The sequence below is a fragment of the Micromonospora sp. Utrum1 genome (genome assembly GCF_057197805.1).
Genome location: NZ_CM170071.1, coordinates 6,238,786 through 6,263,488 on the forward strand (window position 1 = coordinate 6,238,786; position 24,703 = coordinate 6,263,488).

Below are 24,703 nucleotides of genomic sequence, written 5' to 3' on the forward strand. Positions count from 1 at the left end.
GTCATTCTCCCCTCGACGGCGCCTCGGCGGCCGGCCCGCCGACCGTGGCCGGGATTCCGGAGCCCTCGGGCGGGGCGGAGCCGCCCACCGTCGGCGCGGGCGAGGGCCGGCCGCCCGAGTCGGCCTCCTTCACCACCCGCACCGCCGCCACCTTGAAGATCGGCTGCTTGGAGACCGGGTCCCAGGCCGTGATGGTCAGCTCGTTGGCCGCCCGGTCGTGCCGCCCCGCGCCCGGTTCGGCCCCGTCGGCCGCGTCCCAGTAGCCGTAGTGGAAGGGGAGGAAGACCACGCCGGGGCGTACCCCGCAGATCCGGGCCCGGGCGCGGACGACGCCGCGCGGCGACTCGATCCGCACCAGGTCCCCCTCGCCGACGCCGAGCCCCTCGGCGTCGGCCGGGTTGAGCTCCACCCACGACTCGGGGGCGGCGTGCACGAGCTGGGCGGCTCGGCCGGTCTTGGTCCGGGTGTGGAACTGGTAGACGGTCCGCCCGGTGGTGAGCAGCAGCGGGAACTCCCCGCTCGCCACCTCCGGCGACGGCTGGTACGGCGTGGCGAGCAGGAACGCCCGACCGCCGGGTTGCTTGGCGCGGTATTCCCCGGGCAGCATCTCGGCCCCAGTGGCCAGGTCGTGCCCGTACGACTCGCAGTAGTCCGGGTCGGTGTTGAACACCCCGTCGGTGTAGAGCCGCTCGGTGCCGTCCGGGTGCTCCTCGGTGCACGGCCACTGGATGCCGCCGGACCGCAGCTTCTCGTAGGTGATCCCGGTGTAGTCGCAGGGCCGGCCGCGCGAGCACTCCTTCCACGCCTCGAACACCTCCTCCGGCCCGGTCCAGGTGATCAGCGGCCCGCCGTCCTTGTTGCGGAAGTCCATCCGGCGCGCGTAGTCGAGGAAGATGTCGAGGTCGGGGCGGGCCTCGCCGGGCGGCTCGACCGCCTTCTCGGAGATGTGCACGGTCCGGTCCACGCTGGTGAACGTGCCGGTCTTCTCGCCCCACGTGGCGGCCGGCAGCACCACGTCGGCCAGCTCGGCGGTCTCGGTCAGGAAGAGGTCCTGCACCACCACGAACAGCTCCGGCTTCGCCAGGATGCGGCGGATCCGGGCCAGGTCGGGCAGGGAGACCGCCGGGTTGGTGGCCGAGATCCAGAGCAGCTTGATCGAGCCCTGCTCGGCGTACCGGAAGATCTGCATGGCGTGGGTCGGCGGCGCCCAGTGCGGGATGGTGTCGACCTCGACGTTCCACAGCCGGGCCAGGTCGGCGATGTGCTCCTCGTTGGCCCAGTTGCGCAGGCCGGGCAGGTCGCCGTCGGCGCCGCACTCGCGGTTGTTCTGCGCGGTGGGCTGCCCGTTCATCTGGTAGAGCCCGGCGCCGGGCCGCCCGAGCATGCCGCGGATCAGGTGCAGGTTGTTCACCTGACAGGAGGCCGCGGTGGCCTGGTTGGACTGGTAGAAGCCCTGGAGCACGGTGGAGAGCAGCCGCTCCGAGTGCCCCAGCAGCTCGGCGGCACGCTCGATGTCCGCGGCGCGCAGGTCACAGATCTCGGCCACCTTCGCCACCGGGTAGTCCTCCACCACCTGGCACAGCTCCGCGAAGCCGAGGGTGTGCGCCTCGACGTACGACTCGTCGTACCAGCCGCGGTGGATCAGCTCCCGGAGCAGGCCGTTGAGCAGCGCCAGGTTGGTGCCGTTGCGCAGCGCCAGGTGCACGTCGGCCTCCCGGGCCACCGGGGTGGCGCGCGGGTCGACGGCGAGCATGGCCGGCGGGTTCGGCCCGCGCCGCCGGTCCAGCATCCGCATCCAGAGCACCGTCTGGGTCTCCGCGACGTTGTGCCCCCAGAGCGCGATCGCGTCGCAGTGGTCCACGTCGGTGTACGACCCGGGCTGCCCGTCGGTGCCGAACGACGCCTTGAGCGCCGCCGCCGCGGTGGCGGTGCAGAGCCGGGTGTTGCCGTCCATGTGCGGGGTGCCCAGCCCGGCCTTCCCGATCACGCCGAGCGTGTAGTACTCCTCCAGGAAGAGCTGCCCGCTGGTGTAGAAGCCGAAGTGCCCCCAGCCGCCCGGGCCGTCCAGCAGCTCCTTCGACCGGGCCACGATCCGGCCCATGGCGGTGTCCCAGTCGGTCTCGACCAGCCGGTCCCCCTCCCGGACCAGCGGCCGGCGCAGCCGGTCCGGGCTGTGGTTGGCCTGCCAGCCGTAGAGGTCCTTCGGGTCGACCCGGCCGTGGTTGATGCGGTCGCCGGAGCGGCCGCGCACACCGACGATCCGGTCGTCCATGACGGCGATGTCCATGGCGTCGCCGTTGGAGTGCAGGATCGAGGCGCTCGGCACCCACCGCTGCACGTCGGCCTCGGTGTGCCCGTCGGCCAGGAAGGTGTCCACCCGCACCGGCCAGCGTTCCCCTGGCCCGTACGGCGTGCGCGGCCCCCACGGGTCGGCGATCCGGTCCACCATCGCTCATCCCTCCTTCGGCGCCGCCCAGAGCGGCATCGGCCGGCCGGTCGCCCGGTTGAACAGCAGGTCCACCACGGTGACCAGCAGCACCGCGGCGAACGCGACGACGAGTTGGCCCGGGGTGTGCAGCAGCCCGAGGCTCACGATCAGTGTGGTCGCGCCGGCCGGCGGGTGCGCGGCCTTCACCAGCACCAGCACCGCGGCGGTCACGGCGAGCGAGCCGGCGGCCGCCACGATCCGCGCGCCGGACACCCCCTCCTGAAGCGCGGACGGATGGTCGGTGAGGCCGGCGGCCAGCAGGAGCGCGTACCCGGCGAGCAGCGCCACCAGGTGCCCGACGACGGTGCTGCGCGGCGAGGACTCCGGCCGGCCGGGCTGCTCGACGTGCAGCATGATCGCCGGCCCGAGGCTGGGGAACAGCCACGGCTGCCGCGTCAGCAGGGCGACCGCGCCGGCCACCACCACGGCGACCGCGCTGCCGGCGAAGGCCCGGGCGGCCGGCCGGGCCGGCGTCTCATCGATCTCGGCGGGCATGTGGGTGCTGTACCCCCGCCCCGCGATTTCGAATCGACGCGCGGCCCGGCGTTCCCGCGCCCGGTCAGGCCGCCTGTGGGTGCAGCACGGTCCGGAGGCAGCCGTCCTCCTTCTTGTGGAAGATCTCGTAGCCCCGGGCGCCTTCCTCCAGCGACATCGGGTGGGTGGCCAGGTAGCCCGGATCGATCTCGCCGATCGCGATCCGGTCCAGCAGCATCGGGATGTAGCGCTGGGCGTGCATCTGCCCCATCCGCAGCACCAGCGCCTTGTTCATGGCCGCGCCGAGCGGGAACTTGTCCACGAGGCCCCCGTACACCCCGACGATGCTCACCGTGCCGCCCTTGCGGCACGCCATGATCGCCTGCCGGACCGAGGTGGGCCGGTCGGTCTGCAGCCGGGCGCTCTGCTTCGCCTTGTCATACGCGTAGGTCGGCCCGACGTCGTGCGACTCCATGCCGACCGCCTCGATGCAGGCGTCCGGCCCGCGCCCGGCGGTCAGCTCGCGCAGCGCCTCCAGCACGTCGGTCTCCGCGTAGTTGATCGTCTCGACGCCGAGTCGCTGCGTCGCGGCGGCCAGCCGCTCCGGCAGCCGGTCGATGACGACGACCCGCTCGGCGCCGAGGATCTGCGCGGACCGGGCGGCCATCTGCCCCACCCCGCCGGCGCCCCAGACGGCGACCACCTCGCCGCCCTTGAGGCCGCAGAAGTCGGCCGCCATCCAGCCGGTCGGCATGGCGTCGGAGGCGAACACCACCGAGTCGTCCGGCACCCCGTCGGGCACGGCGAACGCGCCGACGTCGCCGAACGGCACCCGGATGTACTCGGCGTGGCTGCCCGAGTAGCCACCGGCCGCGTGCGAGTAGCCGAGGATGCCGGCCGGCGAGTGGCCCCACAGCTTCTCGGTGAAGACCGGCTGCGGGTTGGAGTTGTCGCAGAGCGAGTACTGCTCGGTGCGGCAGTACCAGCAGCCGCCGCAGGCCACCACCGAGCCGACGACCACCCGGTCGCCGACCTTGATCCGCCGCACGTCGGGGCCGGTCTGCACCACCTCGCCCATGAACTCGTGGCCGAGGATGTCCCCCTCGCGCATCGCCGGCAGGTAGCCGTTGATCAGGTGCAGGTCGGAGCCGCAGACGCTGCTGGCCCGCACCTTGACGATGATGTCCCCGCCCGACCGGATGGTCGGCAACGGCACGTCGCGTACGGCCAGCCGGCCGACGCCCTCCCAGCACAGCGCCCTCACGGCCGGCCTCCCGCCATCAGCTTCTCCCGGATCCGGTCGGTCGCCTGCTCCTGCTTCGGGTTGCGCCCCGACGGGTCGTGCCGGGTGTCCAGCACCTGACCGGTCTCGATCAGCGACTTGATCCGGCGCAGGGCGCTGCGCAGCGCGACGTCCGGATCGTGGCCGCCGGCCAGGCCGAGCGCCCGGCGGATCGGGCCGGACCGCCAGCGCAGCTCGGCGCGGATCTCGGTGCCCCGGTCCTGCGGCGCGGGCGCCAGCTCGACCCGCCCCTGCTCGGTCACCGGCCCGTCGGTGACCCGCCAGCTCAGCCGCCCCGGACCGTCGACGGTCACCTCGGCCCGCCACTCGGTGCCGCCGCCGGCCGGGTCTCTCGCCACGCAGCGCCACCGGTTGTCATCGAGCTGTTCCAGGGTCGCCCACTCGGCGAGCCCCCGGTCCAGCCGTTCCCGGTCGGTCCAGAACCCGATGACCGCCTCCATGGGCCGGTCCACGGTGATTCCCCGGTGGACGACGTACCAGCCGTCCGCCCGGTCGGGTTGATGCCGGCGCCGGCGCCGAGCCACCACCCGGCCGATCCCGAGCGCGGTCACCGTGGCTGCGCCGGCCAGCGCCCACCTCGTCGCGTTGCTGCTCATCACGTCTCCTCCACCGGGGCGCCTCGGACCGCCCGCGTCCCGGAGCGCTACCCGGCCGGGCGGCGTCGAAACGGCGAAACGGTTTGATCACCGAAATTTCGGGCACGCTGCCGGCCACCCTGCCAGACCGGAGAGGGGCACGCGGTGGACTTTGACCCGACCGAACCCGGCCGGTACCTTCCGGCCGGCGACCACGAGGCCTTCGCGCGCCTCGACCCCGCCGCGGCGTCCGCGCCGGACCGGCTCCCGCTGGCGTACGTTCTGCCGCTGCGCGCGGCCGACGACGCCGGCCTCAGCGAGCTGACCGGATACCTGCGCGAGCTGAGCCGGTGGGTGGACGTGATCGTCGTCGACGGGTCGCCGCCGGACCTGTTCGCCCGGCACGCCGCCGCCTGGCGGGGCCTGGCCCGGCACGTCCCGCCCGATCCCGCGCTGCGCGGCTGCAACGGCACCGCACTCGGCGTGCTGACCGGGGTCGCGCTGGCCCGCCACGAGCACGTGGTGATCGCCGACGACGACGTCCGGTACGACCTCGCCGGGCTGCGCGCCGTGCACGGGCTGCTCGACCGGGTGGACCTGGTCCGGCCGCAGCACCATTTCGACCCGCTGCCCTGGCCCGCCTGGTGGGACACCGGCCGGACGCTGCTCCACCGGGCGCTCGGCGGGGACCGGCCGGGCACCCTGGCGGTGCGCCGGAGCACCTTCCTGGCCATGGGCGGCTACGACCCGGACGTGCTCTTCGGCAACCTGGAGCTGATCCGGACGGTCCGCGCGTACGGCGGCGCCACGGCCGCCCCCGCCTGGCTGTACGTGCGCCGGCTACCGCCGACCGCCGCCCGGTTCCGCAGGCAGCGGGTCCGGCAGGCGTACGACGACCTGGCCCGGCCGGGATGGCTGCTGGCCGCGCTGGCGGTGCTGCCGGCCGCGGCGGCCGCGCTCGCCGCCCGCCGGCCGGGGCTGTTGCTGCGCGCCGGGGTGGCGACGGTGGCCGTGGCCGAGCTGGGCCGGCGACGGGCCGGCGGCACCCGGGTCTTCCCGGCGCACACCGCGCTCGCGGCGCCGCTCTGGCTGCTGGACCGCGGGGTCTGCGCCTGGCTCGCCGTGGGCCGGCTGCTGCGCGGCGGGATGCCCGGCGCGGACGGCCGGGTCCGGGTGGCCGCGCACTCCACCCGGGCGTTGCGCCGGCAGCTCGCCGAGCGCCGCCCCGACGACCTGGTGCTCTGGGTGGAGGCCGGCGTTGCGCCGGGCCCGGTCGGAGCGGACCGGCTGGCGCGTTGAGCCGGCGACCCCGCACGCGACAGCTCGCGGCCACTCCCCGGCGTGTTGCCGGGAGTGGCCGCGAGCTGCGGCGTACGGGTGTCGTGGTCAGTACCGCGCCTGGTCGCGGGACTGCTGCGCGGTGTCCTTGACGTCCTGCGCGGCGGACCTGGTGTCGTCCTTGACCGCGTGCACGGCGTCCTGCGCGGTGGCCTTCACCGACTCGGTGGCCTGCTGCGCCGGCTCGCGCAGCTCCTCCTTCAGCTCGCCGGCGACCTCGGTCAGCTTCTCCTTGACCACGCCGCCGTGCTCGGCCGCCTTCTCCTTGACCTGCGCGGCGACCTGCTGCTCGCGGCGGGTGGCCGGGATCAGCGAGGAGACCAGCATGCCGACGCCGAAGGCGATCACGCCGGCGGCGACCGGGTTGCCCTCGGACTTCTCCCGCAGCACCTGCGGCGCCCGCTGGGCGGCGTCGCCGACCGTCGAGGCGGCGGAGTGCGCCTTGTCGCCGACGGTGGACGCCGCCGAGGAGGCGTGGTCGCCCACCGAGTGGGCGGCGTGGCCGGTGCTGTGGCCGAGGTCCGATGCGGTTCCCATCACCTTGTCCTTCACGTTGGTCAGCGCGCTGCGGACGCGCTGCTTGCGGTCGTCGACGATGCGGCTCGGGCTGACCTTGTACGCCAGGGCGTCCACGTCCGAGCTCAGGTTGGTGCGAGTGGCTTCGATCTCCCGGCGGATCTGGTCGGGGTCGGTGCTCATCGGGTGACTCCCTCCGGGTGCGGCTTGAGCGCGTCGGGGATGCGCTGGACGCTGTCGTTGGTCTGCTTCAGGCCGCGGATCCGCTCGGCGTTCTTCTTCGCCATCGAGTAGAGGACCCCGGCGATCACGGCCCAGATCACGGCCACGATCAGCGCGGCCAGGCCCGAATCCATCACGTTATCCAGGAACTGCCACAGCGCGATGGACACGAACAGCGCCACCATGTAGCCGCCGAAGCCGGCGCCGCCGAAGAGGCCGGCGGCCTTGCCCGCCTTCTTCCCCTCCTGGCGGATCTCGGCCTTGGCCAGTTCGACCTCCTGGCGCATCAGCGTGGAGAGGTCGGTGGTGACCTGACGCATCAGCTCACCGATCGAGCTGCCGCGGACCTCGTCCGCGGTGTGCGGCGCGCCCGCCGCCTGATAGCCGGAGTCCAGTCCGGACCCCTGCGTCGGCATGCTCATGCCGTCGCCTCCCTTCTGCCGGTCCGGCCGGTCACGGACGGTTCAGGCCGCTGGACGGCACGCCCGGCAGGGGGTCGGTCCGGCTCGGCGGGGGCAGCGGCTGGCCGGTGCCGCCCTCCGGGTCGGCCCAGGTGTTCGGGGCGCCGCCGGCCGGGTAGGTCGCGCCCGGCGCGGAGTAGCCCGGGTCCGGCTCGGCGTACGTGCCGGGGGTCGGGTCGAGGTAGCCGCCCGGCGGCACCTGCTCCGGCACGGCCCGGGAGGTCGGGATGACCGCCGTCCGGTCCGGGTCGTACGCCGGCCGGACACCGTCGGCGTCGTCGCCGATCGCCGCGATGTTACGGGTCAGCCGGCCGGCGACCACGCCGAGCAGGGCGGCGCCGAGCAGGAAGGTGCCCGGGTTGCGCCGGGCGTAGGTCTTCACCTCGTTGAGCAGGTCGCCCGGCTCGCGTTGCTCCAGCCAGCCGGCCACGCCGTGCACCCGGTCGGCGGCCTGGTGGGCCAGCTCGGTGACCGGGCCGGCGCTGCCGCCGTTCTGCGCCATCGAGCGCATCTCCTCGGCCAGCGACCGCAGCCCGCTCGCCGCGCGCTGCTGCTGCTGGCTGGTCTGGGCGGTGACCTGGTTCCGGGCCTCGCCGTAGAGGTTGCGGGCCTGGCGCTTGGCCTCGCCGACGACCTCCTGGCCCTGTTCCTTGGCGGTCTGGGCGACCGCGCCGCCCGCATTGGCGGCCTCGTTGCCGACCTGGCGGGCCTGGTCACGGACCCCGCCGCCGTTGGTCGACTCGTACGTGCCGGACGTGGATGAGAGATCGTAGGTCATGATGTTCCTTCCGCTCGGAATTCGTAGCGGTTGTGCTCGGGGGATCACGCCGACGTTGCTGTCGGCGTGTCGAATTCCCTACCCCCGGTTGCCGGGTCCATGCCTGATTCGTCATTTCTCTGCGGAAGCGCACCGCGGCGGTCACACAATGGAGGGTCGACCCGCCCGGGCGGCGGTGAACTCCACGGAGGTGACACCGATGGCACGTGACGCGCGCGGACGCGCCGCGGCCCGACACCGGTCGATGATCCAGAAGGTCGCCCTCGCGGTGGCCGCCCTCTTCCTGCTGATCGGCGTGCTCGGCTTCGTCCCCGGCTTCACCACCCACTACGGCGACCTGCGGTTCGCGGGCCACCACTCGGAGGCGAAGCTGATCGGCCTGTTCCAGGTGTCGATCCTGCACAACGTCCTGCACCTGCTCTTCGGCCTGGCCGGCCTGGTGCTGGCCCGTCGGATCGCCGGCGCGCGGCTGTTCCTGGCCGGCGGCGGCGTGGCCTACCTGGGCCTCTGGCTGTACGGCTTCGGCATCGACCGGAAGACCGCGGCCAACTTCGTGCCGTTCAACGACGCCGACAACTGGCTGCACCTGTTCCTCGGCTTCGGCATGCTCGCCCTGGGCCTGCTGCTCAACAACAAGGTGGGCACCGGCGGGCGGCCGGACAGCCCGTTCGACCGGCCCTGACCAGCACCGTCACCCGTTCGGGGAGCGTCGCCGGCGACACACCGGGCCCGCGTTTGCCAGATCACCGCCGGGGGCACCAGGACCACCACGGGGAGTGACCCCGGCGGGACGAGGAGGTCCGGCGATGCCACGCTGGTTGCGGGAGAACGCGCTCACGGTCGCCATGCTCGGCGCTTTCGTGATCTTCCTGGTGTTGCAGAGCGTGTTCGGCTGGCAGGTGCACAACGAGGAGTTGGCCGAGTACGGCGCCGCGCCGCTGAGTTGGTGGGCGTACCTGGGCACCGGGCACTTCGCCGAGGCGGTGTTCGAGAACTGGGAGTCGGAGTTCCTCCAGATGGGCGGCTACGTGCTGCTCACCGCGTACCTGGTGCAGAAGGGCTCGGCCGAGTCGAAGCCGGAGGGCCAGACGGACCGGCCCGAGGACGACCCGCGGCACGGGACCCCGGACTCCCCCTGGCCGGTGCGCGCCGGCGGCCTGCCGCTGGTGATCTACCGCAACAGCCTCTCCATCGCGCTGCTGATGATCTTCGGCGGCTCGTTCCTCGGGCACCTGTTCGGCGGCGTGGCCGCCTACAACGAGGAGCAGGCGCTGCAGAGCGGGGCCGCCCCGATCAGCGCCGTGCAGTTCCTCGGCACCAGCGACTTCTGGTTCCAGTCGATGCAGAACTGGCAGAGCGAGTTCCTCGCCGTGGGCGTGCTGATCCTGCTCAGCATCGTGCTGCGCCAGCACGCCAGCCCCGAGTCCAAGCCGGTCACCGCGGCCCACGCCGAGACCGGCGCGTGAGGGTGGCTCAGGCGGCGACCGGCAGGCGCTTGGCGAAGCAGACGCTGTACGGGTTGTCGACGTACTCGCCGTAGACCGGGATGGGCTGGTAGCCGCAGGACCGGTAGAGGCCGATGGCGGCCGGGAGGTAGGTGCCGGTCTCCAGGCAGACGGTGCTGTGCCCCTGCCGGAAGGCCAACTCCTCCAGGGCGGCCAGCAACTGCCGGGCGATTCCCCGCCCCCGGTACGCCGGCCGGACGTACATCCGCTTCAGCTCGCCGGTGCCGGCGTCGAGGGCCTGGAGTCCGCCGCAGGCGACCGCCCGCCCGCCGTCGACCACCGCCAGGTAGCGAATGTCGTCATGGGTGATCGTCGCCTGCCCGTCCAGGCCGCCGTCGGCCTCGCGCAGCTCGCGCTGCTGGGCGGCGACCAGGGCGGCGATCTCGGGATCGGTGGCGGGACGGGACTCGATCAGCATTCCGACACGGTAGGTCGACCGGATTTCGCGGAGGTTTCCGGCCAACGTCCCGAACACGGATAGAGCGGAACTAATCCCAGTCCTCGTCGTCGGCGTCGTCCTGCGGGGCCGCCGCCACCACCTCGTCCTCCGGGCGCACCCGGCGCGCCTTGCGGGCGGCCAGCCGCTCGGCGGCGGAGGCGCGGGTCACCTTGTCCTCCAGCCGGACGTCGGTGCCCCGGTTGCCCGGGACGAAGTCGACGCCGGCGTAGAGGGTGGGCTGCCAGTCGAACTCCCGGTCGCCGATCCGGACCAGGTCGCCCGCCTGGGCGCCGGCCTTCGCCAGCTTCTCCTCCACGCCGAGGCGGGCCAGCCGGTCGGCCAGGAAGCCCACGGCCTCGTCGTTGTCGAAGTTCGTCTGCTTGACCCAGCGCTCCGGACGGTTGCCCCGGACGGTGAAGGAGCCGTCCTCCTCCGCCTCGATGGTGAAGCCGGCGTCGTCGACCGCCTTCGGGCGGATCACGATCCGGGTCGGCTCGGCCGGCGGCGCGGCCCGGCGGGCCTGGTCGACCAGCTCGGCCATCGCGTACGTCAGCTCCCGCAGCCCCTCCCGGGTGGCGGTGGAGACGTCGAACACCCGGAAGCCACGGGCCTCCAGGTCGGGCCGGACGATGTCGGCGAGGTCCCGCCCGTCCGGCACGTCGACCTTGTTCAGCGCGACCAGGCGGGGACGGTCGGCCAGGCCGCCGTACTGGGTCAGCTCGGACTCAATGGCGTCGATGTCGGCGAGCGGGTCCCGGCCCGGCTCCAGCGTCGCGGTGTCGACCACGTGCACCAGCACGGCGCAGCGCTCGACGTGGCGGAGGAACTCCAGGCCCAGCCCTCGGCCGGTGGCCGCGCCCGGGATCAACCCCGGCACGTCGGCGACGGTGAAGGTGTGGTTGTCCACCCGGACGACGCCCAGGTTGGGCACCAGCGTGGTGAACGGGTAGTCGGCGATCTTCGGCTTGGCGGCGGAGATCACCGAGATCAGCGAGGACTTGCCGGCGGAGGGGAAACCCACCAGGCCGACGTCGGCGACGCTCTTCAGCTCCAGCACCACGTCGAGCTTGTCGCCGGGCTCGCCCAGCTCGGCGAAACCGGGGGCCTTGCGCCGGGCGTTCGCGAGCGAGGCGTTGCCCCGGCCGCCGCGCCCGCCCCGGGCCGCCTCGAAGGTGGTGCCCACGCCGACCAGGTCGGCCAGCACCTCGCCGTCGAGGGTCTGCACCACGGTGCCGTTCGGCACCTTGATGATCAGGTCGTGGCCGTTGGCCCCGTCCCGGTTCGAGCCCGAACCGCCCTTGCCGTTCTCGGCCTTCAGGTGCGGGCGGAAGTGGAAGTCGAGCAGCGTGGTCACCTGCGGGTCGACCACCAGCGAAACGCTGCCGCCGTGCCCGCCGTTGCCGCCGTCAGGGCCGCCGAAGGGCTTGAACTTCTCCCGGTGGATCGAGACACAGCCGTGCCCGCCGTCGCCGGCCTGCATGTGCAGGACGACCCGGTCAACGAACGTCGTCACGACGCCAATCCTTCCAGCGGGGCACACCCCGCACCTGAAAAAGCGAAGCGGGCCGGGACACGAGGTCCACGGCCCGCAACGCCTGAGAACTACTGCTGCGGCACGATGCTGACGGTCTTGCGACCGCGCTTGGTGCCGAACTGGACCGAGCCGGCGGCCAGCGCGAACAGCGTGTCGTCGCCGCCACGGCCGACCAGGTCACCGGGGTGGAACTTGGTGCCACGCTGACGGATGAGGATCTCACCCGCGCTGACGACCTGACCACCGAAGCGCTTCACGCCGAGCCGCTGGGCCGCGGAGTCGCGACCGTTACGCGAGCTGGACGCACCCTTTTTGTGAGCCATTGGAGGACGACCTACTTCCCGCTGGAGATGCCGGTCACCTTGACCTGGGTCAGCGGCTGGCGGTGACCCTGGCGCTTGTGGTAGCCGGTCTTGTTCTTGAACTTGTGGATCCGGATCTTCGGGCCCTTGGTGTGCGCGGCGATCTCGCCGGACACCGCGACCTTGGCGAGCTTCGTCGCGTCGGTCACCAGGTCGTCACCGTCGACGAGGAGCACCGCGGTGAGCTTCACCGCGTCGCCGGGGGCACCGGCGAGCTTCTCGACCTCGATCACGTCGCCCTCGGCGACCTTGTACTGCTTGCCGCCGGTCTTGACGATCGCGTACATCGGAGGCGGACTCCCTGTCGTTGAGGCTGCTGGCGGTAGTTCCCACGGCGTCTCGCCGGGAGCCGTGACACCGGCAGCGCGGGCACGCGGGAACTCGGCACACCAAAGTGCGCCGCAGGCAAGCGTACGCCATACCCGGCCCGCCGCCCAAACCGGGCCGCCGGTCAGGCCGGACAGAGTTCGTCGAGCCGCCGCTGGAGCCGGTCGAACTCCGACTCGTCGATCGCCTGCACGTCGGTGCCGAGCCCGCCCACCTCGGTGGCCAGGTCCGCCAACAGCGTACGCAGGCGCGGGTCGGCAGCCCGCCCGGACTGCTCCCGCAGCGCGTCCCGCCAGCCGGCGAGAGCGGTCTCCGCGTCGTGTCGGGCGGCGTCCGCGGCCTTCCGGTCGCCGCGCCCGGTGGCGCGCAGCATCTCGGCCAGCTTGAACACGTACGTCTGCACAGCGGCGGAGCCGGCCTGCTTGGCGCGGGCGCAGACGCCGGCGTCGCCGGTGGCCGTCGGAGCGGGGGTGGCGGCCGTGGGCGGTGGGGCCGGTGAGGCGAAGCCCACCGCGAAGGGGTCCTCGCCCCGGTCGGCGCAGCCCGCGCCGGCCAGCAGGACCCCGGTCAGCGCGGTGACCGCGAACACACGACGCATGTCTCCTCCCTCCGGAGCCGGCCGTCCCGAGCGGGGGTCGACGGAGACGGCAGGGCCCCTGCCCCGGACTCTGTTGCCGGGGCAGGGGCCCTGTCAAACGCCGTGCAGGTCAGCGGCTCACGGCCGGGTACGCCGCCGGGCGCCGCCGCGCCGGGACCGCCGCCGGGAGCTGCCGGTCTCGGCGCCCTCCTCGGCCTCCCCGTCACCGATGGCGTCGGGGTCGTCCGCGGCGGCCAGCCGGGCCGAGTCGCCCTCCTGGCTGTCCACGACCGCCGGAGCGGCCGCCGTCTGGGCCTCGAACCGGGACAGGTCGTAGCCCTGGGTGTCGTAGTAGTCGTCCTCCGCGCTGTCGACCACCTCGGCGACGACCTTCTCCGGCGCGGCCGGGGTCGGCTGCTCCGCGGCCTCCGCGGCGGGCTTCTCCGGGGCGGCCTTGCGGCCCCGGCGCCGGCCCTTCTCCTCGGTGGCGGGGGCGGTGACGGCCGAGGCGACCGCCTTGACCTTCTCCCCCGCGCCGCCGCGCGGCTTCTCCGGCACCGGCTCGGTGTGGATGATGACGCCCCGGCCCTTGCAGCACTCGCAGGTCTCGCTGAACGCCTCCAGCAGGCCCGCGCCGATCCGCTTGCGGGTCATCTGCACCAGGCCGAGCGAGGTGATCTCGGTGACCTGGTGCTTGGTGCGGTCCCGGCCGAGGCACTCGGTGAGCCGGCGCAGCACCAGCTCCCGGTTCGACTCCAGCACCATGTCGATGAAGTCGATCACCACGATGCCGCCGAGGTCGCGCAGCCGGAGCTGGCGCACGATCTCCTCGGCCGCCTCCAGGTTGTTCCGGGTGACCGTCTCCTCCAGGTTGCCCCCGGAGCCGGTGTACTTGCCGGTGTTCACGTCGATGACGGTCATCGCCTCGGTCCGGTCGATCACCAGCGAGCCGCCGGAGGGGAGGAAGACCTTCCGGTCCAGCCCCTTGAGGATCTGCTCGTCGATCCGGTACTCGGCGAAGACGTCCGTGGTGCCGGCGTGCCGGCGCAGCCGGGCCACCAGGTCCGGCGAGACGTGCGACAGGTAGGACTCGACCAGGTCGTACGCCGGCTCGCCCTCGATGACCAGCTCGCGGAAGTCCTCGTTGAACAGGTCCCGGACCACCCGGATGACCAGGTCGGGCTCCTCGTAGAGCAGCACCGGGGCGCCGCCCTCGGCCGACTTGGCCTGGATCTCCTCCCACTGCGCCTGGAGCCGCTTGACGTCCCGGGCCAGCTCGTCCTCGCTGGCGCCCTCGGCGGCGGTCCGGACGATCACGCCGGCGCCGTCCGGCACCAGCTTCTTGAGGATGTCCCGCAGCCGCTTGCGCTCGGTGTCCGGCAGCTTCCGGCTGATGCCGGAGGCGTTGCCGTGCGGCACGTAGACCAGGTGCCGGCCGGAGAGCGCGATGTGGCTGGTCAGCCGGGCGCCCTTGTGCCCGATCGGGTCCTTGGTGACCTGCACCAGCACCGAGTCGCCGGACCGGAGCGCCTGCTCGATCGAGCGGGCCCGGCCCTCCAGGCCGGTGGTGTCCCAGTTGACCTCGCCGGCGTAGAGCACGGCGTTGCGGCCGCGCCCGATGTCGACGAAGGCCGCCTCCATGCTGGGCAGGACGTTCTGCACCTTGCCCAGGTAGACGTTGCCGGCCATGGTGCCGGACGAGTTGCGGGTCACGTAGTGCTCGACCAGCACGCCGTCCTCGAGGACCGCGATCTGGGTCCGGTCGCCCCGCTGGCGCACGGCCATCACCCGGTCGACCGCCTCCCGGCGGGCCAGGAACTCCGACTCGCTGAGGATCGGCGGGCGGGTACGCCGCTGCTCGCGGCCGTCCCGGCGGCGCTGCCGCTTGGCCTCCAGCCGGGTCGAACCGGAGACGCCCTGCACCTCGTCGACGGCCTTGCGCGGCTCGCGGATCTTGACGACGGTGGGCACGCCGTCCTCGGCGGCGGTTTCCGCCTCGCCCGCGCCCCGGCGGCGGCGCCGACGGCGACGACGGGTCAGCCCCTCGCCCTCGGCCTCCTCCTCGTCCTCGGTCTCCTCGGCCTCGGCTTCGGCGGCCTCGGCGCGGACGGCCTCCTCGGCCTCCTCGTCCTCGGCCTCCTCGGCGCCCCGACCGCGGCCGCGGCCCCGGCGGCCGCGACGACGACGGCGACGCATGGCCGCCTCGTCCTCGTCCTCCTCCGCCTCGGCGATCTCGTCGGCCTCGACGGCCGGCTCCTCCTCGACCTCGACCTCGACCTCCACCGGCTCGAGCTCGCGGCGGCCGCGCCGGCGACGCCGGCCGGTCTCCGCCGGCTCCTCGACCGGCTCCTCGGCGGCCGGGTAGGTGACCCGGACGACCGGGGCCTCCTCGGGCTGGGGAGGCATGAACAGGACGGTCGGCGCGGAGAGCGCGGCCCGGCGCCGGCGGCTGGTCGGTGCGGGCTCCTCGGCCGGCTCCTCGACGGGGCCCGGCACGGCCGCGCCCGGCGAGACCTCACCGGTCCGGTCCTCCGGACCACCGGCGCGGGCCAGGCCGGCCTGGTCGGCGCGCCGGTCATCCGGGCTCGGCTCGTCCTCGGCGTCCTCGCCGACCGCGTCCTGGTCCTGGTCCTCGGGCTCGCCCTCGGCGGGCGAGGCGGGCTCCGGGGCGGCGGGCGGCTCGGCGTCGGCCTGCGGCGCGGCGACCGCGTGCGGCTCGGCGGCCTCGGCGGGCGCCTCGGTCGGCGACTGGTCGGCGGCGGCCTCGGCCGGCGGCGCGGTGCTCTTGCGGCGGCGGGTACGGGTCACCTTGACCGGCGGCACCACCTCGTCGGAGGCGGCCTCCACCCCGGCCACGGCCACCGGCTCCTCGACCGCCTTGGCGGGGGTCGCCTTGCGCCGCCGCCGGGTCTTCGGGGCGGACTCCTGCTCCCCGGCGATCGGGGCGAACACCTCGGCCTGCTGCGACTCGCCGCTGCCGGTCGCCGCGGTCGACGCCTCGACCGGCGCGTCGGCCTGCTCCGGCTGGTTCAGCGGCGCAGCCTTGCGCCGGCTGGCCCGCTTGCGGGCCGGCGGCTTGGTCTCGGCGGTGCTGTCGGTGCTGCTGGTGGCGGTTGCCTCGGCCGGCTCTGCGCCGGTCCGTTCGCCGCCCTCGGGCTCGTTCTCGAGCATGGACGTTCTCCAGTTCTGGCTGCCCCGGGCGCGGGTGAGCGCTGCCACGCAGGGTCGCCGCAAAAGGTGTTTCCGCCGGGCGCGCAGGTGCGCGCCCGCCGAAGTCTGCCTGCCAGAACACTGACCGACGGTCAGCGTTCTCCGATGGCTGCCCCGTCGCGATCCGCGTCCAACGGATCGACGATCTCGCCCTGCGCGGTCAGCGTGCCCTGCGCCAGCCGAATCACCTTCGGGGAGACCGGCGGCTCCAGGTCGGCCACCACGCGGAGGCCGGAAAGGACGTCATCGGGTCGCACGGACGGGGTGACCTGCCGCACGACCAGTTCGAGTATCGCACACGGTACGGCCGTCGCCCCGGAAGGCGTCTCGGACGGCGGCAGCGTATCGATGGCGATGACGGCGGCGCGGGCGTCGAAGGTGCGCCGCCCCTGCTTGGTCATCCGCTCGACCTGGATCTCCTCGGCCGCGGTGAACGCGCTCACCGCCCGCTCCAGCACGGCCGGGTCGACCTCGGGCAGCTCGATCCGCCAGCGGGACGCCTCGATCCGGTCGGCCAGGCTGCCGCTGGTGGCCTCCACGGCGTCCAGCACGTCCAGCCCGGGCGACAGGGCGGCGTCCAGGGCCGCCCGCAGCTGCGCCGGGTCGACCGGCTCGCGCAGGCCGATCTCCAGGTACTCCGCCTCGCTGGCCACGCCCGTGGGCGCGGCGGAGGCGTAGGAGATCTTCGGGTGCGGGGTGAAACCCTGGGAGAAGGCGATCGGTACGCCGGCCCGGCGCAGCGCGCGCTCGAAGGCCCGGGCGAAGTCCCGGTGCGAGGTGAACCGCAGCGGTCCACGCTTGGCGTACCGGATCCGGACCCGCTGGACGACCGGCGCCTGGCCGCCCTCGGGTTGAGGCTTTCTGGCGATCGTGAACTCCTCGGCTGTGCCTGCGTGTCCGTCCCATCCTGGCGCAGCGGCCGGCACGGCCCGCAGCCGGGGCCGCGCGAGCGGCCGGACGAACCGGTCGGAACCGGTCGCCGAGGGATCCCCGCCCCGCCGGAGACGACCGTGGCCGGCCGGTGACGCGCAGGTCACCCGGCCGGCCACCGATGGTTCAGGACCGGTTCCCGCCCTGCGGCGGGTACGTCCCCGGCGGCGGCGGAACGTGACCGGGCGGCGGAGCGTACGGGTTGGCCCCCGGCGGGACCGGGCCACCCGGCGGGGCGTGGTAGCCGGCCGGGACGGGTGGGATGCCGTAACCGCCCCCGGCGCCCTGGTCGAGCAGTTCGTTTTGTAGCGCGGCCGCCCGGGCCGCCTCGCGGCGGTAGCGGCGCCGGTTCCAGATCAGGAAGACCACCAGTGCCACCAGCACCAGCAGCACCACCGCGATGCCGATGCCGATGACCATGACCTGCTGGTCGGTGGGGCCGCCCCGGTCGCCGTACTCGGTGACGTCGAAGTCGTCGTCCTCGGCGGCCTGCGGAGGGGCCGGGCTGGCCGCAGCGGGGGCGAGGAGCGGGTTCGCCGAGACCGACGGCACCGTCGCGGTCAGCGCCGCCACCGGGTCGACGCGGCCGAAGCCGTACTGCGGGTCGCGGCCGGGCGGGCCGGCGTCCCGGGCGGTGCGGATGATCCGGTTGATCACGTTGGGTGCGGAGAGGTCCGGGTACTTCGATCGGATCAGCGCCGCGATGCCGGAGACGATCGCGGTGGCGTCCGAGGTGCCGTCGCCCCAGCCGTAGCCGTGGTCGGGGCCGGCGTTGTAGATGCCGTCGGCGGGGGCGGCCACCACGGCCTCGGGCCCCTGGGTGGAGCCGGACCAGAAGCGCCCGCCCTTCGTGGTGCCGGTCACCGCGATGACCCCGGGGACGTTCGCCGGATTGATCACCTCGCTGTGCCCCTTGGCGGTGTTGCCGGCCCCGGCGACCACGACCACGTCCCGGTCGAGGGCGTACCTGATCGCGGCCTCCTCGTCGTCAGACGCCACTCCCATGGCGCCGTAGGACAGGTTGACGACCTTGGCGCCGCCGTCGACGGCCATCCGGATGCCCTGGGCCGACGCCGCCTCGCTGATCTCCCCCTTGCCCGGCTTCGTCTTGATCGGCAGGATCCGCACGCCGGGCGCGATGCCGGTCACCCCGTCCGGGCCTGCGTTCTTCGCCGCGATGATGCCGGCCATGTGGGTGCCGTGACCATCGGAGTCGGAGCGTCCGTCGCCGGGCGCGCCGTAACTGCGGCCGCCGGGGAGCACCTGGCCGGCCAACTCCGGGTGGGTGGCGTCGACACCGCTGTCCACCACGGCGACGGTCACCCCGCGCCCGGTGGAGAGCCGGTGCACCTGGTCGATCCGCAGCTCGTCCAGATACCACTGCTCGGCCCGTCGCGGCGCGGCGGCCGCCGGTTGGGCGACCCCCAGCACCATGAGCCCGGCCACCAGGCCGGCCGCGACCGGGCGGAGCGCGCCCACGTGCAACCTCATCCGTCCGTCCTCAGCGCAGGATGCCCGGGGACGCGGCGTCACCGCTGCCCCACGGATCGTCGTCCTCAGTCAACCACGACGAGTGCTCGGTGCCGCTGCCGCCGTGCCCGGCGCCGCCGTGCCCGCCGCCCATCATCCCGCCGCCCATCATGCCGGCGCCGCCGCGCAGGCCACCCGCGCCCGCGCCGGTCGCGTTGCGCAGTGCGCTGGCCGCGCTGGTCATCGGGGGCACCTTGCCGTTGCCGCCGCCGACCATGCCGGGGATGCCGCCCATGCCGACCCCGCCGGCCGCGCCGAGACCGCCGCCGCCGATGCCGCCGGCCGAGCCGAGGCCGGCCCCGCCGCCGCCGAAGCCGCCGCCGGCGCCGCCGAGCCCTGCGGAGTTGACACCGAGACCGCCGGCGCCGCCGCCGATGGTGCTGGGCCCGCCGGCGCCGGCGAGGCCGCTGCCGTAGTCGTGGCCACCGGTCCCGGTGCCCGGGTAGCCGGCGCCGGTGGACGGCGGGGTGTAGGTGCCGCCACCGCCACCGCTGCCGAAGTCCGGGCCGCCGGTGGTGGGCGGGGGCGTCAGGGATCCGCCGCCGCCACCGAAGGAGCCCCCGCCGCCGCCGACGCCGGTGCTGCCGAGGGAGGGCGCGCCGCCACCGAAGCCGCCACCCGCGCCACCGCCACCGCCGCCGCCGCCGGGCAGGCGGGACGGCGGCTTGCGGTCGTCGGGGCGGTAGTCGTCGACGTCGCCCTTCGGGTTCGGCACGATCAGCTTGGGCCGCTCCGTCTCCACCGCGGCGGGCAGCGGCGACATCGCCGAGTTGGCCGCCTGCTGGTTGTCCCGGTACCAGTTGTCCAGGTGCGACTTGGTGTCCCACCAGCCGCCGCGCTCCTGGTCGGCGGCCTTGCCGTCGACCTTCATGGTCGCCTCGAGGTCGTCGGCCTTGTCGCGGAACGCGCCGTCGGCGTACGAGGCGGGGTTGCTCTGGTAGTCCTTGCGCAGCGCGGCGAGGAAGCCCGAGGCGCTCTCGCCGTCGCGGGCGTCGTCGAGCTCGGTGCCGTTGGGCAGGCTCCACTCGTTCCAGCCGAAGTCGTCCATCAGCGGGATCGGGATGCTGGCCACCGACTTGCGGATGTCACCCTCGATCCGCGACAGTGCCCCGCTGACGTTGCTGGCGTGGGTGATGAGATCCTCGATCTCCTTGCCGATCTCGCCCAGGTGCTCGCGGTAGGCGTCGCCGCCGCTGCCCTTCCAGCCGGCGAGCAGGCCGGGCAGGCCGCCGCTGTGCGGGCGCTCCTGGCCGGGCGCGATCGGGCCGACGAAGGACCGCCCGACGAGCGCGTCGCGCAGGTAGCCCAGCCCGGTGGAGAGGCTGTTCCACCCCACGCCGACCGAGCCGACCGTCTCCGGGTCCGCCGACAGCGTCACCTCGCGGACGCACCGCTCCCAGGTTCCTCCAGCCATGACCGTCTCCCCCTCAGGCCGTGTACGGGTAGGTGGGCTGCTGGCCCGTGGCCGGCGGCGGGGCGGCGGACTCCAGCATCCGCTCGATCTCCTTGCCGTTGGCGGCGTTGCGCGCCTCGGTGTCGCGGAACGCCTTGGCGATGTCCTCGGTGCCCTGCTTCAGGCTGGCCAGCTTGGTGGAGAGCGCCTTGAGGTGGGCCTCCATGTTCGCCGTCGACTTCGTCAGCGCCTGCCACTGCATGCGGGCGTCCTCGTACGCGCCGAACGGCGTGCCGTTGGGCACGGTCTGGGCGTTGTTGCTGTCGCCCTTCATCCGCTCCTTGATGCGTTCCATCTCGTAGCCGATGGTGTCGTCGACGTACTGCTTGAGGCGCTCGACGTACTCCGCCGCGGCGTCCAGGTCCTCGACGCTGACGTGCAGATCGCCGGTGTCCGGCGGCCTGATGTCACCCATGCTGCTGCCCTCCCCGCTGCCGGCCCACGGCCGGTCCAATACGGACGCAGCGTATCGAGTGACGGCCAGTCGAGGCACCCCCACCCCGCGTCACGGGACATCGACGCGCGGAGTCCCGGAATGTGACGGAGCGCGGGAACCCCGTGGGGATCCCGCGCTCCGGTGTGCGTCAGTGGTGCTACTGCTGGGCGCCGGTCGGCAGCTTCAGCCCGTTGACCGGGGTCAACGGCAGCAGCTTCTTTCCGGTCGGTCCGATCTGGATCTCGGTGTCCATGGCCGGGCAGACGCCGCAGTCGAAGCAGGGCGTCCAGCGGCAGTCGTCCTGCTCATACTCGGTGAGGGAGTCCTGCCAGTCCTGCCAGAGCCAGTCCTTGTCCAGGCCCGAGTCGAGGTGGTCCCAGGGCAGAACCTCCAGCTCGTCGCGCTCCCGGGTGGTGAACCAGTCCAGGTCCACCCCGAACTCCGGCAGCACCTCGGTCGCCGCGTCCACCCAGCGCCGGTAGGAGAAGTGCTCGCTCCAGCCGTCGAACCGGCCGCCGTTCTCCCACACCTTGCGGATCACCGCGCCGACCCGGCGGTCGCCCCGGGACAGCAGGCCCTCGATCAGCGACGGCTCGCCGTCGTGGTAGCGGAAGCCGATCGCCCGGCCCAGCGAGCGGTCGCTGTTGATGGCCTGCTTGAGCAGCCGGAGTCGCCCGTCGATGACCTCCGGCCGTTCCATGGCGGCCCACTGGAACGGGGTGTGCGGCTTCGGCACGAAGCCACCGATCGAGACGGTGCAGCGGATGTCCTTGGACCCGGTCGCCGCCCGGCCGGCCCGGATGACCTCGTGCGCCATGTCGGCGATCTCGAGGACGTCCTCGTCGGTCTCGGTGGGGAGGCCGCACATGAAGTAGAGCTTCACCTGCCGCCAGCCGTTGGTGTACGCGGTGACCACGGTGCGGATCAGGTCGTCCTTCGACACCATCTTGTTGATGACCTTGCGGATCCGCTCCGACCCGCCCTCGGGGGCGAAGGTCAGGCCGGTCCGCCGGCCGTTGCGGGACAGCTCCTGGGCCAGGTCGATGTTGAAGGCGTCCACCCGGGTCGACGGCAGCGAGAGCGAGACGTTGGTGCCCTCGTACTGCTCGGCCAGGCCGGAGCACATGTCGCCGATCTCGGAGTGGTCGGCCGACGACAGCGACAGCAAACCCACCTCGTGGAAGCCGGAGAACTCCAGCCCCTGCTGCACCATCTGGCCGACCGTGGTGATCGAGCGCTCCCGCACCGGGCGGGTGATCATGCCGGCCTGGCAGAATCGGCAGCCCCGGGTGCAGCCGCGGAAGATCTCCACCGCGTAGCGCTCGTGGACCGTCTCGGCCAGCGGCACGAGGGGCTTCTTCGGGTACGGCCACGCGTCCAGGTCCATGGTCGTGCGCTTGTGCACCCGGAACGGCACGTCGGGGCGGTTCGGCACGACCCGCTGGATCCGGCCGTCCGGCAGGTAGTCCACGTCGTAGAACCGCGGCACGTAGATGCTCTCGGTGCGGGCCAGCCGCAGCAGCAGCTCGTCCCGGCCGCCCGGGCAGCCCTCGGCCTTCCAGTCGCGGACGATCGCGGTGATTTCCAGCACCGCCTCCTCGCCGTCGCCGAGCACGGCGGCGTCGATGAAGTCGGCGATCGGCTCCGGGTTGAACGCGGCGTGCCCGCCGGCCACGATCACCGGGTCGGCCTCGGTGCGGTCGGCGGCGAGCAGCGGGATGCCGGCCAGGTCGATCGCGGTGAGCAGGTTGGTGTAGCCCAGCTCGGTGGAGAAGGAGACGCCGAACACGTCGAAGTCGCGCACCGCCCGGTGCGCGTCGACGGTGAACTGCGGCACGCCGTGGGCGCGCATCAGCTTCTCCAGGTCCGGCCAGACCGCGTACGTCCGCTCGGCGAGCACGTCGGGCAGCTCGTTGAGCACCTCGTAGAGGATCTGCACGCCCTGGTTGGGCAGGCCCACCTCGTACGCGTCGGGGTACATCAGCGCCCACCGGACGGTCGCCGTGTCCCAGTCCTTGACCACCGCGCCCAGCTCGCCACCGACGTACTGGATGGGCTTGGTCACCTGGGGCAGCAGCGGCTCCAGCCGGGGCCAGACTGAATTGGCCGCGACCGGGCGCGGCGTCGTCGACGGGGCACTCATGATGCCCAAGCGTACGCGGTGCTCCCCCGCCTACCACGCCGCACCGCTACCCCCGCCCGCCCACCCCGACCAGCGCCGAAGCCTCCCTCGCGCGTCGATCAAGAGGTTTGCGTCGAGATCCGCGACGATCCCGACGCAAACTCCTTGATCGACACGGGCGGGGCCGGGGCGGCCCGGCGCCGTGGATTCGTCGGGGGTGGCGGGGCGGTACTAACCTCGCTACGGGCGCGAGAGGAGATTGCCGCGATGTCGCAGCCGCAGCCGGGGGCGGACCGGCCGGCCGACGGGGGCACCCCGGCCACCGGCCGGAACGGGGAGCCGGTGGTCACCGGGCCGTCGGCCGACGTTCCGCCGCAGGCCGATTCCGCGCACCCGACCAGCACGGACGCGTCGTCCGCGCCGGAGTCCGCGACGCCGGACGCCGAGACCCGGCCCACCGCACCGGACCCGCAGCCCGCCGCGCCGGCCGAACCGGCCGAGCCCGTCCCAGCGGCGGAGGCCGCCCCGCCGGGCGAGCCCGCCGCGCAGCCCGAAAACGCCGCCCAGGCCGAGTCCGACGCCCGGCCGACACCTGCCGCGCAGGCCGAACCCGGCGCGCAAGCCGAAGCCAAGCCCGCCGCGCGGCCGGAACCTGCCGCCCAGGCCGAACCCGAACGGCCGGCAGAACCTGACACACAGCCCGAGCCCACCCCGCCGGCCGAACCCGACGCCCAGGCGGCGCGGACCACCGAAGCCGAGCACGCGCCGCAGGCGGAGCCGGAGGCCCAGGCGAAGCCGGACGCCGAAGCGGCCGCCCCAGCGCGGCCCGAGCCCTCGGACGCCACCGACTCCGACCCCACCCCGGTCTCGCCGGCGCATCCCGCGCGCGGTTCGGCCGCCGTGCCCGGTCCCGCCCGCGCCGCCGGCTCCGCGCCGGTCGCGCCCCGCCCCGACCCCACCCGCGTGGAGCAGCGGCCGAATCCCACCCGGGTCGAGAACCAGCCGAATCCCACCCGCGTCGAGGCCCCGGCCGAGCCGCCCGCGCCCCGCTGGAGCGGCTCCGCCGCGGTCCCGCCCCCGCCGCCGCGCAAGCGCGCCTGGGGCGAGTCGGTCGAGCCCACGCCGGTGCCGCCGGCGGACTCGCCGGAGCACCAGGTCCCGGTCGACCCGTGGGCGGGCGTGGACACCACCGGTTGGGACCTGCACTCGGCCGACTTCCCGGCGCTGCCGCCGACGCTCCCCTACACGGCGCCCTACCCCATGCCGCACCCGCCGCCGGCGCACCCCGCCCCGCCGGTCGCCGCGGCGCCGCCGCTCAGCCCGCCGCCGGTCGCCCGCCCACCGGTCCTCCCGGCCCCGCCGCCGGTGGTCCCCCGGCCGGTGTCGCCGCCGCCGGTGTCGCCGCCGAAGCAGCGCCGCGGGAAGACCCCGCCGCCGGCGACCGCGCCGCCGGGGTGGCAGCCGCCCAAGGGGTACGTGGCCGTGCCGGTCCGCCGCCGGCGCCGCTGGCCGTGGGTGCTGCTGCTCAGCGTCGCCTGCTGCTGCGGCGTGCCGCTCTGGTGGGCCCAGCCGCTCTCCGCCCAGTACCCGGCGAGCGCGAGCCTGCCCGACCAGCTCGGCTCGATGCGGCTGCGCCAGGACCAGCGCAGCCGGGCCGCCGCCGAGGAACTGAAGACGCAGGTACGCCAGGCGCACCTGCTCGCCGAGGACACCTTCGCCGGGATCTACACCACGACCGACGGCAAGCGGGTCACCCTCTTCGGCGGCACCGGGTTCCGGCTGAGCCCCGAGTCCGACGCGCAGGCCGAGCTGGCGCGTCTCACCGACCGGTACGCCCTCGAGCCCTCGGTGCCGGTGGAGACGGGCGTCCGGGGCCGCTACGAGCGCTGCGCGGTCGGCCGGGCCGACGGCGACACGGTGGTGGTGTGCACCTCGGTCGACCACGGCAGCCTGGCCACCGGCGTCTTCACCCGGCTGTCCGTCGAGGACAGTGGCCGGCTCCTGGACGACCTGCGGCAGAAGGTGGTCACCCCCCAGCAGTCCTGAGTCGTCGGTCACCGTTCGCAACGTATCGAACACGTAAAGGTTCCGTTTTCCTACCGGGCCGGATCGGTCCGAGGGGT

General features: G+C 73.9%; 22 protein-coding genes. 4 read left to right on the top strand and 18 right to left on the bottom strand.

Going from position 1 to position 24,703, the window contains the following annotated elements:
• Nucleotide 1: 1 nt before the first annotated feature.
• The 4 genes from AC0OLQ_RS29275 to AC0OLQ_RS29290 all read right to left on the bottom strand — a co-directional run bounded on the left by AC0OLQ_RS29275 (nt 2) and on the right by AC0OLQ_RS29290 (nt 4,861).
• Complete coding sequence (locus AC0OLQ_RS29275) at nt 2-2,449, bottom strand: molybdopterin oxidoreductase family protein (protein WP_484528917.1); 2,448 nt, start codon at nt 2,447-2,449, stop codon at nt 2-4.
• 3 nt (nt 2,450-2,452) lie between these two features.
• Nucleotides 2,453-2,983, bottom strand: a complete 531-nt coding sequence (locus AC0OLQ_RS29280) for an HPP family protein (protein ID WP_484528918.1) — start codon at nt 2,981-2,983, stop codon at nt 2,453-2,455.
• Between the two features lie 64 nt (nt 2,984-3,047).
• The gene (locus AC0OLQ_RS29285) at nt 3,048-4,226 is read right to left on the bottom strand and encodes a zinc-dependent alcohol dehydrogenase (RefSeq protein WP_484528919.1); all 1,179 of its coding nucleotides are present in this window, start codon (nt 4,224-4,226) and stop codon (nt 3,048-3,050) included.
• The gene (locus AC0OLQ_RS29290) at nt 4,223-4,861 is read right to left on the bottom strand and encodes an SRPBCC family protein (RefSeq protein ID WP_357341517.1); all 639 of its coding nucleotides are present in this window, start codon (nt 4,859-4,861) and stop codon (nt 4,223-4,225) included. The genes AC0OLQ_RS29285 and AC0OLQ_RS29290 overlap by 4 nt, the downstream gene beginning before the upstream one ends.
• Nucleotides 4,862-5,005: 144 nt before the next feature.
• Here AC0OLQ_RS29290 and AC0OLQ_RS29295 point away from each other — a divergent pair, with 144 nt between their 5' ends.
• Nucleotides 5,006-6,139 (top strand): glycosyltransferase family 2 protein, encoded by a 1,134-nt coding sequence (locus AC0OLQ_RS29295; RefSeq protein ID WP_484528920.1) that lies wholly within the window; start codon nt 5,006-5,008, stop codon nt 6,137-6,139.
• Between the two features lie 87 nt (nt 6,140-6,226).
• On the opposite strand, the gene AC0OLQ_RS29300 is transcribed toward AC0OLQ_RS29295, so the two are convergent.
• Genes AC0OLQ_RS29300 through AC0OLQ_RS29310 form a run of 3 tightly spaced genes read right to left on the bottom strand, consistent with a single transcriptional unit; the run spans nt 6,227 to nt 8,155 of the window.
• Nucleotides 6,227-6,877, bottom strand: a complete 651-nt coding sequence (locus AC0OLQ_RS29300) for a DUF3618 domain-containing protein (RefSeq protein WP_484528921.1) — start codon at nt 6,875-6,877, stop codon at nt 6,227-6,229.
• Nucleotides 6,874-7,338, bottom strand: a complete 465-nt coding sequence (locus AC0OLQ_RS29305; protein WP_484528922.1) for a phage holin family protein — start codon at nt 7,336-7,338, stop codon at nt 6,874-6,876. Before AC0OLQ_RS29305 ends, AC0OLQ_RS29300 begins: the two co-directional genes overlap by 4 nt.
• 31 nt (nt 7,339-7,369) lie before the next feature.
• Nucleotides 7,370-8,155: a hypothetical protein gene (locus AC0OLQ_RS29310; protein WP_357341521.1), complete on the bottom strand. Its 786-nt coding sequence runs from the start codon at nt 8,153-8,155 to the stop codon at nt 7,370-7,372.
• 199 nt (nt 8,156-8,354) lie between these two features.
• On the opposite strand from AC0OLQ_RS29310, the gene AC0OLQ_RS29315 reads away from it, so the two are divergent.
• Both AC0OLQ_RS29315 and AC0OLQ_RS29320 read left to right on the top strand, forming a co-directional pair.
• Nucleotides 8,355-8,837 (top strand): DUF4383 domain-containing protein, encoded by a 483-nt coding sequence (locus AC0OLQ_RS29315; protein ID WP_357341522.1) that lies wholly within the window; start codon nt 8,355-8,357, stop codon nt 8,835-8,837.
• A gap of 124 nt (nt 8,838-8,961) precedes the next feature.
• Complete coding sequence (locus AC0OLQ_RS29320) at nt 8,962-9,621, top strand: DUF6766 family protein (RefSeq protein ID WP_357341523.1); 660 nt, start codon at nt 8,962-8,964, stop codon at nt 9,619-9,621.
• A gap of 7 nt (nt 9,622-9,628) precedes the next feature.
• On the opposite strand, the gene AC0OLQ_RS29325 is transcribed toward AC0OLQ_RS29320, so the two are convergent.
• The 11 genes from AC0OLQ_RS29325 to AC0OLQ_RS29375 all read right to left on the bottom strand — a co-directional run bounded on the left by AC0OLQ_RS29325 (nt 9,629) and on the right by AC0OLQ_RS29375 (nt 22,601).
• Nucleotides 9,629-10,078 (bottom strand): GNAT family N-acetyltransferase, encoded by a 450-nt coding sequence (locus AC0OLQ_RS29325; protein ID WP_484528923.1) that lies wholly within the window; start codon nt 10,076-10,078, stop codon nt 9,629-9,631.
• A gap of 70 nt (nt 10,079-10,148) precedes the next feature.
• Entirely contained in the window at nt 10,149-11,612 is a 1,464-nt protein-coding gene (obgE, locus tag AC0OLQ_RS29330) for a GTPase ObgE (protein ID WP_484528924.1), read from the bottom strand.
• 89 nt (nt 11,613-11,701) lie between these two features.
• Entirely contained in the window at nt 11,702-11,956 is a 255-nt protein-coding gene (gene rpmA / locus AC0OLQ_RS29335; RefSeq protein WP_013288010.1) for a 50S ribosomal protein L27, read from the bottom strand.
• Between the two features lie 11 nt (nt 11,957-11,967).
• The gene (gene rplU / locus AC0OLQ_RS29340) at nt 11,968-12,282 is read right to left on the bottom strand and encodes a 50S ribosomal protein L21 (protein ID WP_151462559.1); all 315 of its coding nucleotides are present in this window, start codon (nt 12,280-12,282) and stop codon (nt 11,968-11,970) included.
• 164 nt (nt 12,283-12,446) lie between these two features.
• Complete coding sequence (locus AC0OLQ_RS29345; RefSeq protein ID WP_484528925.1) at nt 12,447-12,920, bottom strand: hypothetical protein; 474 nt, start codon at nt 12,918-12,920, stop codon at nt 12,447-12,449.
• Nucleotides 12,921-13,037: 117 nt separating this feature from the next.
• Complete coding sequence (locus AC0OLQ_RS29350) at nt 13,038-16,070, bottom strand: Rne/Rng family ribonuclease (RefSeq protein ID WP_484528926.1); 3,033 nt, start codon at nt 16,068-16,070, stop codon at nt 13,038-13,040.
• A gap of 131 nt (nt 16,071-16,201) precedes the next feature.
• Nucleotides 16,202-16,921: a TIGR03936 family radical SAM-associated protein gene (locus AC0OLQ_RS29355; RefSeq protein WP_357341553.1), complete on the bottom strand. Its 720-nt coding sequence runs from the start codon at nt 16,919-16,921 to the stop codon at nt 16,202-16,204.
• A 244-nt stretch (nt 16,922-17,165) separates the two neighbouring features.
• Nucleotides 17,166-18,530 (bottom strand): type VII secretion-associated serine protease mycosin, encoded by a 1,365-nt coding sequence (mycP, locus tag AC0OLQ_RS29360; protein WP_484528927.1) that lies wholly within the window; start codon nt 18,528-18,530, stop codon nt 17,166-17,168.
• Between the two features lie 10 nt (nt 18,531-18,540).
• Entirely contained in the window at nt 18,541-19,983 is a 1,443-nt protein-coding gene (locus tag AC0OLQ_RS29365; RefSeq protein WP_484528928.1) for a hypothetical protein, read from the bottom strand.
• Between the two features lie 13 nt (nt 19,984-19,996).
• Complete coding sequence (locus tag AC0OLQ_RS29370; protein WP_484528929.1) at nt 19,997-20,437, bottom strand: hypothetical protein; 441 nt, start codon at nt 20,435-20,437, stop codon at nt 19,997-19,999.
• A 178-nt stretch (nt 20,438-20,615) separates the two neighbouring features.
• Nucleotides 20,616-22,601 carry a TIGR03960 family B12-binding radical SAM protein gene (locus AC0OLQ_RS29375; RefSeq protein ID WP_484528930.1) on the bottom strand — a complete coding sequence of 662 codons (1,986 nt, stop codon included), beginning with the start codon at nt 22,599-22,601 and terminating at the stop codon, nt 20,616-20,618.
• Nucleotides 22,602-22,847: 246 nt separating this feature from the next.
• Between AC0OLQ_RS29375 and AC0OLQ_RS29380 the strand changes: the two genes are divergently transcribed.
• A complete protein-coding gene (locus tag AC0OLQ_RS29380; protein WP_484528931.1) occupies nt 22,848-24,626 on the top strand; it encodes a hypothetical protein in 1,779 nt (592 codons plus the stop codon).
• Nucleotides 24,627-24,703: the final 77 nt, after the last annotated feature.